This is a genomic window from Streptomyces sp. NPDC051963, from assembly GCF_044593495.1.
Lineage (GTDB): Bacteria > Actinomycetota > Actinomycetes > Streptomycetales > Streptomycetaceae > Streptomyces.
Window position 1 is genome coordinate 125,615 of the sequence record NZ_JBIUCC010000012.1, and the last position, 15,804, is coordinate 141,418.

Consider the following 15,804-nt stretch of genomic DNA (forward strand, 5'->3'; position numbering starts at 1 on the left):
CGTCGTTTGTCTGCGGCGCCGTCGTGGCTGGTCGCGCAGTTCCCCGCGCCCCTGAGGGCGCTGGGGGCGCGCGGGGTTCACATACCGCCCCCAGGACACTTCGGCGGGGGCCGAAGTGTCCATGGCGCATGCTGAATCACATGACCGCCAAGGACGCCCGCGCCCCCGAGCTGGCCCGGCTCGCCGGGCTCGTCGCCGACGAGACGCGCGCCGCATGTCTACTGGCGCTGCTCGACGGGCGGGCGTGGACTGCCGGCGAACTGGCCCGGCACGCGGGAGTCGCCGCGTCGACGCTGAGCGAGCACCTGGGCAAGCTCGTCGCGGGCGGACTGCTCGCGGAGGAGCGGCAGGGGCGGCACCGGTATGTGCGGCTGGCGGACTCGCAGGTCGCGGAGCTGGTGGAGGACCTGGCCGCGCAGGTCGCGCCGGAGGCGGCCCGACGCCCGCGCACCCTGCGGGAGTCGACCGCCGGGTCCGCGATGGCCCGCGGCCGCACCTGCTACGACCACCTGGCGGGACGGCTCGGCATCACGCTCACCGACGCGCTGACCGAGCGCGGACTGCTCAGCCAGGACACCGGGTTCGCGCTCACACAGGCGGGACTGCGCTGGTTCGACTCCGTCGGCATCGGGCTGGACCGCAGGAGCCGACGGCCGCTGGCCCGTGGCTGTCTCGACTGGACCGAGCGGCGTTCCCACCTCGCGGGCGTGGCGGGCGCGGCCCTGTGCCGGCACACCCTGGACGCGGGCTGGTGCGTGCGGATCGGCTCGGAGCGGGCCGTGAAGGTGACGGCCGAGGGCGAGCGCGCGCTGTCCGATCTGCTCGGCATCCGGGCCGAGTCGCTGCGCTGAGCGAGCCCCGGGCGCCCCGTCCGAAATCCGCGAGCACCCGATCACGGACCCTCCTAGCCTCGGGAGCATGATGAAAGCCTCCGCCTCCAGGCCCGAACTGCTCGCCGCCGGTGCGGCCACCGTCACCGTGGTGCTGTGGGCCTCCGCCTTCGTGTCCATCCGCAGTGCCGGCGCGTCATACGCGCCGGGTGCGCTGGCGCTCGGGCGGCTGCTGGCGGGGGCGCTCACGCTGGGGATCTTCTGCCTCGTACGACGAGAGGGGTGGCCGCCGCGGGCGGCGTGGCCCGGGATCACGATATCCGGGCTGCTGTGGTTCGGCTTCTACATGGTGGCCCTCAACTGGGGCGAGCAGCAGGTGGATGCGGGTACGGCCGCCCTGGTCATCAACATCGGACCGGTCCTGGTCGCGCTCCTCGCGTCGCGGCTGCTCGGCGACCCGATGCCGCCGCGGCTGCTGGCGGGCATGGCGGTGTCGTTCGCGGGCGCGGTGACCGTGGGGCTGTCGATGTCGAGCGGGGGCGGCTCGTCGCTGCTCGGGGTCGTGCTGTGTCTGCTGGCCGCCGTCGGTTACGCGAGCGGGGTGGTGGCGCAGAAACCGGCGCTCGGGCGGGCGAGCGCGCTCCAGATGACGACGTTCGGGTGTCTGGTCGGGGCGGTGGCCTGTCTGCCGTTCGCCGGACAGCTGGTGTCGGACGCGGCCGACGCACCGCTGTCGGCGACGCTCAACATGGTCTATCTCGGTGTGTTCCCGACCGCCCTGGCCTTCACGACCTGGGCGTACGCCCTGGCCCGTACGACGGCCAGCCGGATGGGCGCGACCACGTACGCCGTCCCCGCCCTGGTCGTCCTGATGTCGTGGCTGGCGCTCGGCGAGGTGCCGGGGCTGCTCACGCTCGCGGGCGGGGCACTGTGTCTGGCGGGCGTGGCGGTGTCGCGGTCGCGCACGCGGGCCGCGACACCGGAGGCGGTGCCGCCGGCGCCGCGCCCCGAGCGGGCCTCGGACTCGGCGTGAACGCGCGGAGGCTTCGCTGACCGGCGCTCAGAACACCACCAGCGCCCGGCCGCCCTTCCCCGCCAGCATGTTCTCGAAGGCCGCCGGAATCCCGTCCAGCGCGATCCGCTCCGTCACCAGCGCTCCCAGGTCCAGGCGGCCGGCGCGGACGTGGTCGGCGAGGACCGGGAGGTCCTTCGACGGGTCCGAGTTGCCGTAGACGCAGCCGGACAGGGTGCGGCCCCAGTGGAAGATCTCCAGGGCGTTGAAGGTGACCTGCTGGTCCTTGCCGCCGATGCCCACGACCGTGGTGCGGCCGCCGCGGCGGGTGGAGTCCCAGGCCGTGCGGATGGTGGTCGCGCGCCCCACGCATTCGACGGCGACGTCGACGCCATGTTTGCCGGTCAGGGCGCGGATGTCGCGGGCGGTCGTGTCGGAGGCGACGAGGTAGTCGGTGGCGCCGGCGCCCCGCGCCAACTCCTCCTTCTCCGGGGAGACATCGACCGCGATGATCCTCGACGCGCCGGCGATGCGCGCGGCCTGGAGTGCCGCGAGGCCCACTCCCCCGACGCCGTACACCGCCACCGTCTCCCCCGGCTGGACCCGCGCGGAGTGGTGGACGGCGCCGTAGCCGGTGAGGACCGCGCAGCCGAGGAGGGCGGCGTCGGTGAGGGGGACGCCCTCCGGGAGCGGAAGGGCGCAGGACGCGGAGACGACCGTTTCCTCGGCGAACGCGGCCACGTTCAGACCGGGGTGGAGGTCGGTGCCGTCGGAGGTGCGCCGGGCGTGGATGTCGGCGGCGCCGTTCAGGGCGTTGGCGCACAGCCAGACCTCGCCGAGGGAGCAGGCGTGGCAACTGCCGCAGGACGGAGCCCAGTTGAGGACGACGTGATCGCCGGGTGCGAGGCGGGTGACCCCCTCGCCGACGGCGACGACCGTCCCGGCGCCTTCGTGGCCGAGGACGGCCGGGACCGGTACCCGCATGGTGCCGTTGGACAGTGACAGGTCGGAATGGCAGACACCGGCGGCGGCCAGGCGGACGCGGATGCGGCCCGGGCCGGGGTCGGGCAGGTCGATCTCGGTGATCTCCAGCGGGGAGCCGATGGCGGGCAGGACGGCGGCGCGAACCATGTGCGGGCTCCTCAGAACTGCAGGGACTTGGTCTGGAGGTACTCGGCCAGGCCGTGTGTGCCGAGTTCCCGGCCGACACCGGACTGTTTGTAACCGCCGAAGGGCGCAAGGGGGTTGAAGCGGCCGCCGTTGATGTCGACCTGCCCGGTCTGAAGTCGGCGCGCGAAGACCGCCGCCTCCGTCTCGTCGGCCGCCCAGACGGCGCCGGCGAGGCCGTACACCGTGCCGTTGGCGATCCGCAGGGCGTCGTCCTCGTCCTCGTACCGGATGATCGACAGGACCGGGCCGAAGATCTCCTCCTGGGCGATCGTCATATCGGGGTCGACGTCGGCGAAGACCGTGGGGGCGACGAAGTAGCCCTGCTCACGCGGGGATTCGGCGCCGCCCGCGACGAGGCGCGCGCCCTCCGCGACGCCCTTCTCGATGTAACCGCGCACCCGTGCCCGCTGCTTGGCGCTCACCACCGGGCCGATGCGCTCGCCGTACTTCGCGGCGGCCGTCGCGGCCAGCTCCACCGCCTCGTCGTACTGCTCCCGGTGGACCAGCATGCGAGTCCACGCGCTGCACGTCTGGCCGGAGTTGGACATCACGTTGGCGACGCCGACGTTGACGGCCCTGGCGAGGTCGGCGCTCGGGAGGATGACGTTGGCGGACTTGCCGCCCAGCTCCAGGGCCACCTTCTTGACGGCCGCGCCGGCCGTCGCGCCGATCTGCCTCCCGACGGCGGTGGAGCCGGTGAAGGAGACCAGGTCGACGCCGGGGTGCTCGACGAGGGCCTGGCCCGCGACCGGGCCGAGGCCGGTGACGAGGTTGAGGACACCGGCCGGGATCCCGGCCTCGTGGCTCGCCTCGGCGAAGAGCTGGGCGACGAGCGGGGTGTCCTCGGCGGGCTTCAGCACCACCGTGCAGCCCGCCGCGAGCGCCGGGGCGACCTTGGCGACGATCTGGTGGAGCGGGTAGTTCCACGGCGTGATCGCGCCGACCACGCCGATCGGCTCGTGGAAGACGGTCGAGTTGCCGACCCTCTCCTCGAAGGAGTACGTCGCCGCCAGCTCGGCGTACGAGCCCGCGACCGCGATGGGCACGGCGGCGTGCACGTTCTCGGAGAACTTCGGCGGCGAGCCGAGCTCGGCCGTGACCGTCTCGGCGATCTCGTCCTTGCGGGCGGCGAGGGCGTCCCGGAGAGCGCCCAGGCGTGCGGCCCGTTCGGCGGGCGGGGTCGCGGCCCAGCCCGGGAGGGCGGCACGGGCGGCCCGTACGGCGGTGTCGACGTCCTCGGCGGTGCCGGCCGGGACCCGGCCGATGACCTGCTCGTCGGCCGGGTTCACGACCTCGATCACGTCCTGGCCGGCGGCGGGGCGCCAGGCGCCGTCGATGTACATGCCGTCGTGTGCCTTCATCGTGCTTCCTCCCGGGCGGGGCCGTGCGGTCCGAGCACCTAAACTAGCGATGTTAGTTTTCGGTCGCCAGGGGGGCCGGAGATCCCGGTCCGATCAGAAGTCGACCTGGGCCCGATCGTCGACCCTGCCCACGGACTCCTGGCCGAAGGCCTTCTCGTAGTCCCGGCGGATCTCCTCGATCTTCCGGTCGCTGGTGGCCGCCTCCGCCACCGGATACAGCAGGATCAACTCGTACGACCGCTCCTTCTCGATCGTGCCGCTCACGTCCTTCCACTGCCCGCGCCCGCTCTGCACGGTCAGCCCGTTCGGGAAGCCAGGCGTGACCTCCTTGTCGATGAACGCCATGAACTGCCGGTCGGTGACGGCCGGACCGCCGTCCGGGCGCGCCGTACCGAAGAAGAGCTGGGTCTCGACGTACGCCTCGCCGCGCTGCGGTGCGGCGGAGGTCGTTCCGTCGTCGAGGGAGGCGTACGCGGTCGGCGCGCCGACCGCGAGCAGCAGACCGGCGACGGCGAACGCGGCCCGGGTGCGGGTGAGTTGGAGATTCATACGTCCATGGTCGCGGGACTCACTCCTCCAGGTCAGGCAAACGCGCCGGACTCGGGCAGATCCGTTCGCCGTACTGATCGAAGACGAACAGGTGAGCGATGTCGACGAGAAGGGGGATCTGCATTCCGTGCCGGAGTTCGATGTCCGGGGTGGTGCGGACGATCAGGTCGCCGGGGAGGCGGCCGTCGGGCGGTGCGGGGTCGGGGGCCGCGTCCGCCGGATGGTCCAGGACCACCACCGGGCCGGCCCGGCGGGCGCCCGCGCGCTCCCGAAGACGGTCCAGAACCGTGCCGCCCTCGCGCCGCCGGCCCCGGCGCCGGACCGGGCGGGCCGGGCGCGGGGCCTCCAACTCGGGTACGACGGCCGGCCGGGAGCCCGTGTTGAAGTGGACGAGGACCTCGTGCCCCTGGAACTCCACGTGCTCCACCAGACCGGTGAGCACCGCCTCGCCGGGGTGGGCGGACGCCGGCTTGGCGATGCGTACGGCCTCCGAGCGCAGGCCGACGATGACCTCCCGGCCCTGCTGGACACGGAGCAACTGGTGGTCCAGGGAGAGGGGTTCGGGCAGCCGCAGGGACTGCTTGCCGAGGCTGACGGTCATGGCGCCGTCGAGCGGGGCGCGCACCAGGCCACGCAGGAGGTTGATGCGCGGGGTGCCGATGAAGGCGGCGACGAAGACATTGCGGGGCAGGGCGTACACCGAACGCGGGGTGCCGACCTGCTGGAGGAGGCCGCCGCGCAGCACGGCGACCCGGTCGCCCAGCGACATCGCCTCGGCCTGGTCGTGGGTGACGTACACCGTGGTGACGCCCAACTCGCGGGTGAGGGCGGAGATCTCGGCCCTCAGATGGTTGCGGAGCTTGGCGTCGAGGTTGGACAGCGGCTCGTCCATCAGGAAGGCGGACGGGTGCCGGGCGATGGCGCGGCCCATGGCGACACGCTGGCGTTCGCCGCCGGAGAGCTGGCCGGGGAAGCGGTCGAGGAGGTCCTCGATGCCCAGCATGCGGGCGGTGGCGTCCACACGCGGGGCCGGATCCGCGCCGGGCGCCTCGATGCGCAACGGGAAACCGATGTTGTCGCGGCTGGTCATGCTCGGGTACAGGGCAAAGTTCTGGAACACCATCGCCATGTCCCGCCCGGACGGCGGCAGATCATTGCCGTACTCGCCGTCGAGCAGCAACTCGCCCTCGGTGATCTCCTCCAGACCCGCGATCATTCTGAGCACGGTGGACTTGCCGCACCCGGACGGCCCCAGCAGCACCAGGAACTCGCCGGGCTCGATATCCAGCGACAGCCGGTCCACCACGCGCACACCGCGCCCGTAGACCTTGCTCACGTCGTGCAGAGAGATGGCGCGTGTCATGGCTCATGCCCCCGAGGGCTCACTCGTGCGCTGGTGCTCCGCGGTCGAAAGGCCCCGTTCGGTTCGAACGGGGCTGTGGGTCACGGAAGTTAACGGAATGTGCGCGTTCGGGGAAGAGGTCGGTCACTTCGTCGCGGTCAGGTGGGCGAAGACCACCACGTTGCTGGTGTAGCCCGTCCGTCGGCTGAAGAGGCCACCGCAGGTGATCACGCGGAGTTCGGGGCGCCGGGTCGGGCCGTAGACCTCCTTGTCGGGGAAGCCGGCCTTGTCGAAGACCTTGACCCGGTCCACGGTGTAGACGGCGGTACGGCCGTCCGCGCGCCGCGCCTCGATCGGTTTGCCGGGCTTGATCGAGGCGAGCCCGGCGAAGACGGCGCGGCCGGTCCTGGTGTCGCGGTGGCCGACCGCGATCGCGGTGCCGGACTCACCGGGCGTGGCGCCGCCCTCGTACCAGCCGACGAGCTTCGGCTTGTCGATCGGTGGTGTCTCCAACTCCCGTTCCTTGGTGAGACCGAGGGCCGTGATCGGGGCGTTGATGCCGAGGTACCGGATGCGGAGGGACATCGGGCGGGACCTGGGCAGCGGGCGAGGCGGGTGCTTGGCGCGGGCCGAGGGAGCGGCGCGGGACGGGCGGGCGTCCGCCTCGGAGTCACGCCCGGCGGCCGTCACGGCGTCACGGCCGGTGGCCGCCTCCGCGACGGTGGGTGCGCCGTGTCCGTCGCACCGGACCACCACCGCCACCAGGACGGCTGTGAGCAGGGCCGTCCTGGCGAGGCGGTAGGCACGGGTCCGGTACCAGGGCCTGCGTCTGCGCCTACGCGGCACCATGGGGCCGGCGGCGGATCACGCGGAAGTACACGGCGCCGCCGACGGCGGCCAGACCGACGGCCGCCGCGGCGGCCACCGGCGCGAACGCGGCCGCGGTGTCGACGAGACCGCCGCCGCCCGCGTGCACACCGCCCCGCGGGCCGTTGTGGTCGCCCGGACCCCATGCCGCGTCGTTGCGCTGGTGATCCTCGATGTGCTTGTTGTCGCGGCAATTGACCCGGAAGACCTTCTCCTTGGGAGCTCCCAGGACGATCCAGGTGATCTTGTACTGTCCGTCCGCAAGCCCCAGCGCATCGGTGTGACCGGCGCCCCCGCCGAGTTGGATGGTGCCGGCGACGGTGGCGGCGGTGGGCAGCGGAGGCTGCGGGGTGATGGTGTAGGCGATGGCGGGGAGGACGTCGAAGTTGACGGCGTCGAGGTAGAACTTGCAGACCACCGCGTCTTCCTTCGAGACCCCGTAGGGCACGCCCACGCGGTGGATCCTGATGTCGCCGTTCTCCCCCTGGGCGGATGCGGTCGGCGCCGCCACCCACGACGCGCCTGCCGCGGCGAGTGCGGTGAGGACGACTGTGGCGCCCGCGCGGGCGCGGAAGGTACGTGTGGGTGTCAGGGTCGGCATGCGCGGTCCTCCGATTCAGACGATTTTCATACAAATCGCTCTTTCGGTTGGACTCTCCTGTACACGCACGGCGACTCGCCGCACGAAGCCCGGCGCGTCGTCAGATATCGCTCGTCCGGCGCAATCCCGACCGCTTCGGCCGCTCCCGCTCGGCCGGCCCGTCCCCTTCCGGCCGCCCCGGCGACCGCAGCGCCACCCCCGCCGACACCAGCAGCAGCGCCCCCAGCATCACGAACGGCGCCGCCACACCCGCGATCCCGGCGATCAGGCCCGCCGTCGCGGGAGCGGCGACCTGGCCGAGCCGGTTGCCGGTCAGCCGGAGGGCGAGGGCCGTGGAACGGGCGCCGTCGGGGGCCGCCTGGACGACCGTCGTCATGGACAGCGGCTGGCCGACGCCGAGGCAGAAGCCGAGGGCGATGAGGATCAGGGCCAGCGCCCACACCGGCACCGGCAGCGCGATGCCCGCGCACAGCAGGGCCGCCAGCACACAGGTGAGGGTGAGCAGCAGCGTCCTGCCGAGCAGTTTCAGCAGCGGCGTCAGCACCAGACGGCACGCGATGGTGGCCGCCGCGCGAAGGCTGAGCAGCACACCGACGACCGACGGCGCGATGCCCCGGTGCTCACCGACGACCGGCAGGTAGGCGGTGAGGATGTCGGTCGCGGACAGGACCGAGAGGCTGATGAGAATGCCCGCGGGAACACCCCGGGCGCGCAGGATGCGCTGCACGGGGACGCGTTCGCCCCGCGCGGCAGGGGACTTGGCGGCCGTACGGTGCTCTATGCGCCACAGCGACGTGAAGGCGACCGCCGCCCCGGCACCCGCGACCAGCAGCGCGAGCGCGCTGCTGCCCGCCATGTCCTGGCCGCCGATCAGCGCGCCCGCCGCGATCGGGCCGACGAGCTGGCCGAGTGAGGCACCGATGGTGAAGTGACCGAAGTTGCGGTCCTGTTCGTGCGGCGCGGACTGGCGGGCGACGAGCGACTGGGCGCCGATGACGAAGGACAGATGACCGAGGCCCATCACGCCGCTCCACAGCGCCATCGTCACCAGCGAGTCGGCCACACCGCTCAGCGCACAGCCGCCGGCGATGAGGACGACGCCCACGGGCAGCAGGGGCGCGCAGCGGCCGTGGTCGGTACGGCGGCCGAGGGGTACCGCGGCGAACAGCGGGAGCAGGGCGTACACACCCGCGATGACGCCGATCGCCCGCTCGTCGGCGCCCAGCGCGAGGGCCCGGTAGGAGACGGCGGGCCGGGCCATCGACACCGCCCCCTGCGCGAAGCTGAAGGCGATGACGAGGCGGAGCAGCCAGCCGCGGTTTCCACCGGGCCCCATGGTTCTTTACCTCCTGGAGGAGTTCCTGGCGTTTCAGAGGTCAGATGATTCCGAACAGGATTCCCGCCCCGAGGATGATCAGACAAGTGAGCGCCGCCCACTTCACCACGAACCTGGTGTGGTCGCCGAACTCGACCTTGGCCATGCCGACCAGGACGTACACCGCCGGGACGAGCGGGCTCGACATGTGCAGCGGCTGGCCGACCAGGGAGGCGCGGGCCATCTCCAGCGGGGAGACGCCATGGGCGGCACCGGCCTCGGCGAGGACCGGGAGGACGCCGAAGTAGAAGCCGTCGTTCGACATGAAGTAGGTGAGCGGGAGGCTCAGCAGACCGGTGACCAGGGCCATGTGCGGGCCCATGCCCTCGGGGATGACGTCCACCATCCACTTGGCCATGTGGTCGACCATGCCGGTGCCCTGGAGGACGCCGGTGAAGACGGCGGCGGCGAAGACCATGCCGGAGACGTTGAGGACGTTCTCGGCGTGGGCGCCGATGCGGGCCTTCTGGTCGGGCATGTGCGGGAAGTTGACGGTCAGGGCCAGGGCCGCGCCGAGCAGGAACAGCACCGGGATCGGCAGCCACTCCATGATCATGGCGGTGAGCAGCGCGACCGTGAGCAGCGCGTTGAACCAGTACAGCTTGGGGCGCAGGGTGGGCCGGGCCGGGTCGAGGACCTGGAGCATCCGGTCGTCCTCGTCCTCGTCCTCGTCGTCGGACGCGTCCGCGCCGGCGCCCGAGCCGCCGGTGGCCTTGGAGCCGCCCTTGCCCGTGCCGGGGCCTCCGGCGCCGACCAGGACCGTCTCGGTCTCCTTCTCCTCCACCAGCACCTCGTCCAGCGTCAGCGTGCCGAGGCGCTTGCGCTCGCGCACGCCGAGGACGTACGAGAGGACGAAGACGCCGAGGAGGCCGACGGCGAGGGCCGGGATCATCGGAACGAAGATGTCGCTGGCGTCCAGCTTGAGGGCGGTGGCGGCGCGGGCGGTCGGGCCGCCCCACGGCAGGGTGTTCATCACGCCGTTGGCCATCGCGGCAACGCCGGTCATGACGACCAGGCTCATCTTCAGGCGCTTGTACAGCGGATACATCGCCGAGACCGTGATCATGAAGGTGGTCGAGCCGTCGCCGTCGAGCGAGACGATCGCGGCGAGTACGGCGGTGCCGACGACGATCCGCATCGGGTCGGCCTTGCAGAACTTGAGGATCCCCCGGACGATCGGGTCGAAGAGCCCGACATCGATCATCACCCCGAAGTAGACGATCGCGAACATGAGCATCGCCGCGGTCGGGGCGAGGCTCGTGACGCCGTCGATGACGTAGTCACCGAGGTGGGCGCCCTTGCCTACGAACACGCAGAAGAGTGCGGGTATGAGCACGAGCGCCGCGATCGGCGACATCTTCTTCATCATGATCAGGACCAGGAAGGTCGCGATCATGGCGAAGCCGAGGATGGTCAACATGAGTGGATACCTAACGTTCGCCCTTGAACTCCCACCAGGGCCGGCGGTGCGACGACGTTAGGTCCCGTCGAACGGCGTTAACAAGACGTTGACATGCGAGCAATAAGCGCAAAACTCCTGGTCACAGCTTTGCTCAGGTCAGCGAGGTGAGCTTTTCGGTCACGGCGGCGATTTCCACGGGCACTCCGTTGAGGACCGCGTTGCCCGACAGCGGGTCGAGCAGGCTGCCGTCGAGGAGCTGGTTGACGTTGACACCGGGGTCGGCCGAGGCGTGGCCGAGCCGGGTGCCGGGCCGGTCGTGGCCCCACCCGTGCGGCAGGCTGACCACGCCCTGGCGGACGCCGTCGGTGACCTCGGCGGGGGCGGTCACCTCTCCCCCGGCGCCCTTCACGCGCACCGGCGCCCCGTCGCGCACCCCGAGGCGTTCGGCGTCGGCGGGGTGGATGTGCAGGGTGCAGCGGTTGGTACCGCCGGTGAGGGCGGGGACGTTGTGCATCCAGCTGTTGTTGGAGCGGAGATGGCGGCGCCCGATCAGGACGAGTCCGTCGGACCGGTCGCCGAGGGCTCGCCTCAGCCGGGGCAGGTCGTCGGCGATGGGCTGCGGCAGCAACTCGACCTTGCCGCTCCTGGTCTTCAGCGGCTGCGGCAGGCGCGGGCCCAGTGGCCCGAGGTCGATGCCGTGCGGGTGGGCGAGGAGCTTGTCCAGGGTCAGGCCGTCCGGTCGTACGCCGAAGCCGTCGCCGTAGGGGCCGAGGCGCAGCATCATGTCGAGCCGACGCTCGGTGCCGTTCTCGCCGGTGAGCCGGGACGCCAGTTCCTCGGGGTCGGCGCCGTGCACGGGAGAGTGGGGCTCCTTGACGGCCTTGCCCAGGGTCTGCTGGACGACCAGCGCGTCCACGGCCGACGGGTCGGCGCCGTGCATGCCGGTCGCCGCGAGGGTCAGCCGGGCGAGGATCTCGCTCTCGGCCATGCGGCCGGGCTCCAGCGGGACGGCGGGGCGGGTGTAGCGGACCTGGTTGCGCACGGCGAGGGTGTTGAAGGCGAAGTCGTGGTGCGCGCTCTGGGAGGGCGGGGGCGGCGGCAGGACGACGTCGGCGTGGCGTGAGGTCTCGTTGAGGTAGGGGTCGACGCTGACCATGAAGTCCAGCGAGTCGAGGGCCTTGTCGAGCCGGTCGCCGTCCGGGGCGGACAGCACCGGGTTGGCCGCGACGGCGATCAGGGCGCGGACCGGCTCGCCCTCGGGCGTGGCGGTGTCGATCTCCTCGGCGAGCGCGGACAGCGGCAACTCGCCCTTGGCCTCGGGGTGTTTGCTCACGCGGGAGTGCCAGCGGGCGAGCGCGAAGCCGCGGCCGGGCCCGGCGGGGCGCGGGGTCTTGTCGGTGGCCGACTGCGGGAAGAGCGCACCGCCGGGCCGGTCCAGGTTGCCGGTCAGGATGTTGAGGACGTCGACGAGCCAGCTGGCGAGGGTGCCGTGCGGGACCGTGCAGCTGCCGATGCGGGCGTAGACGGCGGCGGTGGGCGCGGCGGCCAGCTCACGGGCGAGGGCGCGGATGACGTCGGCGTCGATGTCGCAGGCGGCGGTGACGGCTTCGGGGGTGAAGTGCCGTACGGCGTCCTGGACTTCGGCGACGCCCTGCACATGGGGTTCGAGGTCGCCGAGATCGACGAGGTCCTCCTCGAAGAGCACGTACGCCATGGCCGCGAGCAGCAGGGCGTCCGTGCCGGGCCGGATCGCGAGATGACGGTCGGCGAGTTTGGCGGTGCGGGTGCGGCGCGGGTCGATGACGGTGAGGGTGCCGCCGCGGGCCTTGAGCGCCTTGAGCTTGCCGGGGAAGTCGGGGGCGGTGCACAGACTCCCGTTGGATTCCAGGGGGTTGGCGCCGATGAGGAGCAGATGGTCGGTGTGGTCCAGGTCGGGCACGGGGATCGCGAGGGCGTCGCCGTAGAGGAGGCCGCTGGAGACGTGCTTGGGCATCTGGTCGACCGTGGAGGCGGTGAACAGGCTGCGGGTGCCGAGTCCGGCGAGCAGGACGGGCGGGTAGAGGGCGCCGGCCATGGTGTGGACGTTGGGGTTGCCGAGGACGATGCCGACGGAGTTGGCGCCGTAGCGCTCGACAACCGGTCGGACGCCGGCCGCGACGGCGTCGAACGCCTCCTGCCAGGTGGCCTCGCGCAGTTCGCCGTCCTTGCGGACGAGGGGCGTGCGCAGCCGGTCGGGGTCGCCGTCGACAGCGCCGAAGGAGGCGCCCTTCGGGCAGATGAACCCCTTGCTGAACACATCGTCGCGATCACCGCGGGCGCCGGTGACGTGGGTGCCCTCGATGGTGAGGGTCAGCCCGCAGGTGGCCTCGCACAGGGGGCAGATTCGCAGGGCGGTGCGGGACACGGGTCCTCCCGGAGGCGGCGGCAGCGATGACGCACGGACTGCCGTCGAGCATACCGACCGGTATGCACGAAGGGGAGGGTCTGCCGGGGGTGAGGTCGGGAACCCGCGAGGGCCACAGGCTCTCGGGCGCTCAGTCCAGGACGCGCGCCAGGTACGCCCGCAGCAGCTCCCGAGTCTCGCCGATGATCTTCTCGTCGCCCTCGGGTGCCACCCGGAAGGCCAGGTGGACGAGGGTGTCGGCGGTTTCGACGGCTATGAGGAAGGTGCGCCGCAGATCGTCGTCGGCGGTGCGGTCGAGGTAGCCGGAGAGGAGTTCGGTCAGCCGGTCGGCCACACGGTGGTTGGGTTCGGCGTGCCGGGCGCCGACCGGGATCTGGTTGCCGAAGTCGACCAGGGAGAAGCCGGGCGCGGTGCGCTTCATGGCGAGGTACTCGTCGAGGACCGCGTCCATCGCGGCCCGCCAGCCCCCTTCGCGGATCCCCATGAGGCGCTCGGTGACGCGTTCGGTGTAGCGCTCGAGGTTGCGCTGGGCGAGCGCGTCGGCCATCTGGCGCTTGTTGCCGAAGAAGCGGTAGACGGAGCCGATGGGAACGCCCGCGCGCTGGGCCACGGCACGGGTGCTCAGGTCGTCGTAGCCGACCTCGTCGAGGAGGTCGGCGCAGGCGTCGAGGATCCTGGTCAGTCGTTCGGCGCTGCGCCGCTGGATGGGCGCACGACGGAGCGATGTCGCATGGGGCACGGGCTTCATGATGCCCGTCCGCCGGGATCCAGTGAAGCTCGCCCCCCGTTGTCCGGCGCCCTCACGGTCTTGAGGGTGCGCTCGTGGGCGTCGTCGGCCCCGGTTGCGACGCCGTGATGTCGGCCGTGCTCTCGACGGGTTCGCCGTCGACCGCCCACACCGTGCCGTCGTCGGCGTAGAGCCGGGCCGTGACCTGGTGCGTGCCGCGCGTGACGAGGCCGGCCGGGAGACGGTACACGGAGGTGCGGAGCCGGGCGACGCGATGGCCGTCCACGAAGAGCTGGGCGAGACCGCGGCCGGGCACCGCCTCGGCTTTCACGCCGGGCGGCGAGAAGCGGAAGTTGCGGACGGTCAGGCGTACGTCCCAGCCCTCGTCGGCGTCCGGCTGCACCTCGACGCCGACTTCGGGTGCGTCCTTCTCGTCCATCTCACGGAGCTGCCGCCCTTCGGTGTCGGTGTCGTCGAGGAGTTCGCCGACCGGTGACATCGACTCCCCGTTCTTCTGGCTCTTCCGCTCGCCCGCGTCACCGGAGCCGCAGCCCGCCGCTCCGGCCAGGAGCAGGACACAGACCGCGAGCGCTGCGAGCAGTGCGCGCGTCCACGACATGGCGGCGAGCGTAGAACACCGGTCCGACACCTCGAATCCCCCTGGAGTCTGGTTCTCGCCGTACTCCAGGAGGAGGTCGTACGGACCCCTTGCGCCCGCGAAACCGCAATCCTATGGTGAAGCATAGGAATCAGACGGCAAGGGAGCAGCGATCATGAGCGATGGGGGTACCTCCCGCGCGAGCGTGTTCGAGCACGCGGGAGCGCGGAAGACCGCCGAGGGACTGACCTACCTGTCCGGTTTCGGCAATGAGCACAGCTCCGAGGCCGTCCCGGGCGCCCTGCCCGAGGGCCGCAACTCGCCCCAGCGCGCCCCCCTCGGGCTGTACGCGGAGCAGCTCAGCGGTACGGCGTTCACCGAGCCCCGCGCCCACAACCGTCGCTCCTGGCTGTACCGGATCCGCCCCTCGGCCGCGCACCCGGCGTTCACACGCACGCAGAACGGCTCGATCCGTACGGCGCCCTTCACGGAGTCGGTGCCCGACCCGAACCGGCTGCGCTGGAACCCGCTGCCGGAACCCGAGGCCGGCACGGACTTCGTACGGGGCCTGTGGACCCTGGGCGGCAACGGCGACGCGACCCAGCGCGCCGGTATGGCCGTGCACCTCTATCACGCCAACGCCTCCATGGACCGTGTCTTCAGCGACGCCGACGGCGAGCTGCTGATCGTGCCGGAACACGGCGGGCTGCTGCTGCGCACGGAGTTCGGGCTGCTGCATGTGGAGCCGGGACATGTGGCGCTGGTCCCTCGTGGGGTGCGCTTCCGTGTGGAGCTGCTGGACGCTGCATCTGACGGCGCGCAGAGCGCGACCGCTCGCGGCTATGTGTGCGAGAACTACGGAGCGCCCTTCCAGCTCCCCGACCTCGGCCCGATCGGCGCCAACGGGCTGGCCAACGCCCGGGATTTCCGCGCCCCCGTCGCCGCCTACGAGGACGTCGAGGGCCCGGTCGAGGTGGTGAACAAGTTCTGCGGCAACCTGTGGACGGCCACCTATGACCACTCCCCCCTCGATGTCGTCGCCTGGCACGGCAACCATGTGCCGTACGTCTACGACCTGCACCGCTTCAATGTGCTCGGCACCATCAGCTACGACCACCCGGACCCGTCGATCTTCACGGTACTGACATCGCCGTCCGACACCCCGGGCCTGGCGGGCGTGGACTTCGTGGTGTTCGCGCCGCGCTGGCTGGTGGGCGAGGACACGTTCCGGCCGCCGTACTTCCACCGCAATGTGATGAGCGAGTACATGGGGCTCGTCGAGGGGGCCTACGACGCGAAGGCGGAGGGCTTCGTGCCGGGCGGCGGTTCGCTGCACAACATGATGTCGGCGCACGGGCCGGACCGGGAGACCTTCGACCGGGCGAGCGCCGCCGAGCTGCGGCCGCACAAGGTAGACGACGGGCTGGCGTTCATGTTCGAGACCCGCTGGCCGGTGACACTGACCGAGCACGCGGCCGGGGCGGAGCATCTGCAACGCGGGTACGACGACGTGTGGCAGGGCCTCGAACGTCACTTCCGCCCCTTGCACTGACGATTGCCTGCCGG

General features: G+C 71.7%; 14 protein-coding genes. 3 read left to right on the forward strand and 11 right to left on the reverse strand.

All coding sequences use genetic code 11. The annotated features are described in order from the left end of the window. Nucleotides 1–140 precede the first annotated feature (140 nt). Both ACIHFB_RS40755 and ACIHFB_RS40760 read left to right on the forward strand, forming a co-directional pair. Nucleotides 141–851, forward strand: coding sequence for a winged helix-turn-helix domain-containing protein (locus tag ACIHFB_RS40755; protein WP_365284964.1), 711 nt, complete (start codon nt 141–143; stop codon nt 849–851). 67 nt (nt 852–918) lie between these two features. Further along, on the forward strand, nt 919–1,863 hold the full coding sequence (locus tag ACIHFB_RS40760; RefSeq protein WP_400129528.1) for a DMT family transporter: 945 nt from the start codon (nt 919–921) through the stop codon (nt 1,861–1,863). A gap of 27 nt (nt 1,864–1,890) precedes the next feature. Here ACIHFB_RS40760 and ACIHFB_RS40765 read toward each other — a convergent pair whose 3' ends face one another. The 11 genes from ACIHFB_RS40765 to ACIHFB_RS40815 all read right to left on the reverse strand — a co-directional run bounded on the left by ACIHFB_RS40765 (nt 1,891) and on the right by ACIHFB_RS40815 (nt 14,259). Then, nucleotides 1,891–2,973, reverse strand: a complete 1,083-nt coding sequence (locus ACIHFB_RS40765) for a Zn-dependent alcohol dehydrogenase (protein WP_400129529.1) — start codon at nt 2,971–2,973, stop codon at nt 1,891–1,893. Between the two features lie 11 nt (nt 2,974–2,984). Then, nucleotides 2,985–4,373, reverse strand: a complete 1,389-nt coding sequence (locus tag ACIHFB_RS40770) for an aldehyde dehydrogenase family protein (RefSeq protein ID WP_365284958.1) — start codon at nt 4,371–4,373, stop codon at nt 2,985–2,987. Between the two features lie 93 nt (nt 4,374–4,466). Next, a complete protein-coding gene (locus ACIHFB_RS40775) occupies nt 4,467–4,922 on the reverse strand; it encodes a DUF3574 domain-containing protein (protein ID WP_365284956.1) in 456 nt (151 codons plus the stop codon). Nucleotides 4,923–4,941: 19 nt separating this feature from the next. Further along, nucleotides 4,942–6,285, reverse strand: coding sequence for an ABC transporter ATP-binding protein (locus tag ACIHFB_RS40780; protein ID WP_400129530.1), 1,344 nt, complete (start codon nt 6,283–6,285; stop codon nt 4,942–4,944). Nucleotides 6,286–6,408: 123 nt separating this feature from the next. Then, nucleotides 6,409–7,113, reverse strand: a complete 705-nt coding sequence (locus tag ACIHFB_RS40785; RefSeq protein WP_365284952.1) for a class F sortase — start codon at nt 7,111–7,113, stop codon at nt 6,409–6,411. After that, complete coding sequence (locus ACIHFB_RS40790) at nt 7,100–7,732, reverse strand: hypothetical protein (RefSeq protein ID WP_365284951.1); 633 nt, start codon at nt 7,730–7,732, stop codon at nt 7,100–7,102. Before ACIHFB_RS40790 ends, ACIHFB_RS40785 begins: the two co-directional genes overlap by 14 nt. A gap of 100 nt (nt 7,733–7,832) precedes the next feature. After that, on the reverse strand, nt 7,833–9,068 hold the full coding sequence (locus ACIHFB_RS40795; RefSeq protein ID WP_365284949.1) for an MFS transporter: 1,236 nt from the start codon (nt 9,066–9,068) through the stop codon (nt 7,833–7,835). A gap of 40 nt (nt 9,069–9,108) precedes the next feature. Then, entirely contained in the window at nt 9,109–10,527 is a 1,419-nt protein-coding gene (locus ACIHFB_RS40800) for a citrate:proton symporter (RefSeq protein WP_365284947.1), read from the reverse strand. A gap of 133 nt (nt 10,528–10,660) precedes the next feature. Then, nucleotides 10,661–12,913 carry a molybdopterin oxidoreductase family protein gene (locus tag ACIHFB_RS40805; RefSeq protein ID WP_400129531.1) on the reverse strand — a complete coding sequence of 751 codons (2,253 nt, stop codon included), beginning with the start codon at nt 12,911–12,913 and terminating at the stop codon, nt 10,661–10,663. Between the two features lie 130 nt (nt 12,914–13,043). After that, the gene (locus ACIHFB_RS40810; protein WP_400129532.1) at nt 13,044–13,661 is read right to left on the reverse strand and encodes a TetR family transcriptional regulator; all 618 of its coding nucleotides are present in this window, start codon (nt 13,659–13,661) and stop codon (nt 13,044–13,046) included. Between the two features lie 52 nt (nt 13,662–13,713). Continuing rightward, nucleotides 13,714–14,259 (reverse strand): hypothetical protein, encoded by a 546-nt coding sequence (locus ACIHFB_RS40815; RefSeq protein WP_365284943.1) that lies wholly within the window; start codon nt 14,257–14,259, stop codon nt 13,714–13,716. Between the two features lie 154 nt (nt 14,260–14,413). On the opposite strand from ACIHFB_RS40815, the gene hmgA reads away from it, so the two are divergent. Continuing rightward, on the forward strand, nt 14,414–15,790 hold the full coding sequence (gene hmgA, locus ACIHFB_RS40820; RefSeq protein ID WP_365284941.1) for a homogentisate 1,2-dioxygenase: 1,377 nt from the start codon (nt 14,414–14,416) through the stop codon (nt 15,788–15,790). The last annotated feature ends 14 nt before the right edge of the window (nt 15,791–15,804 follow it).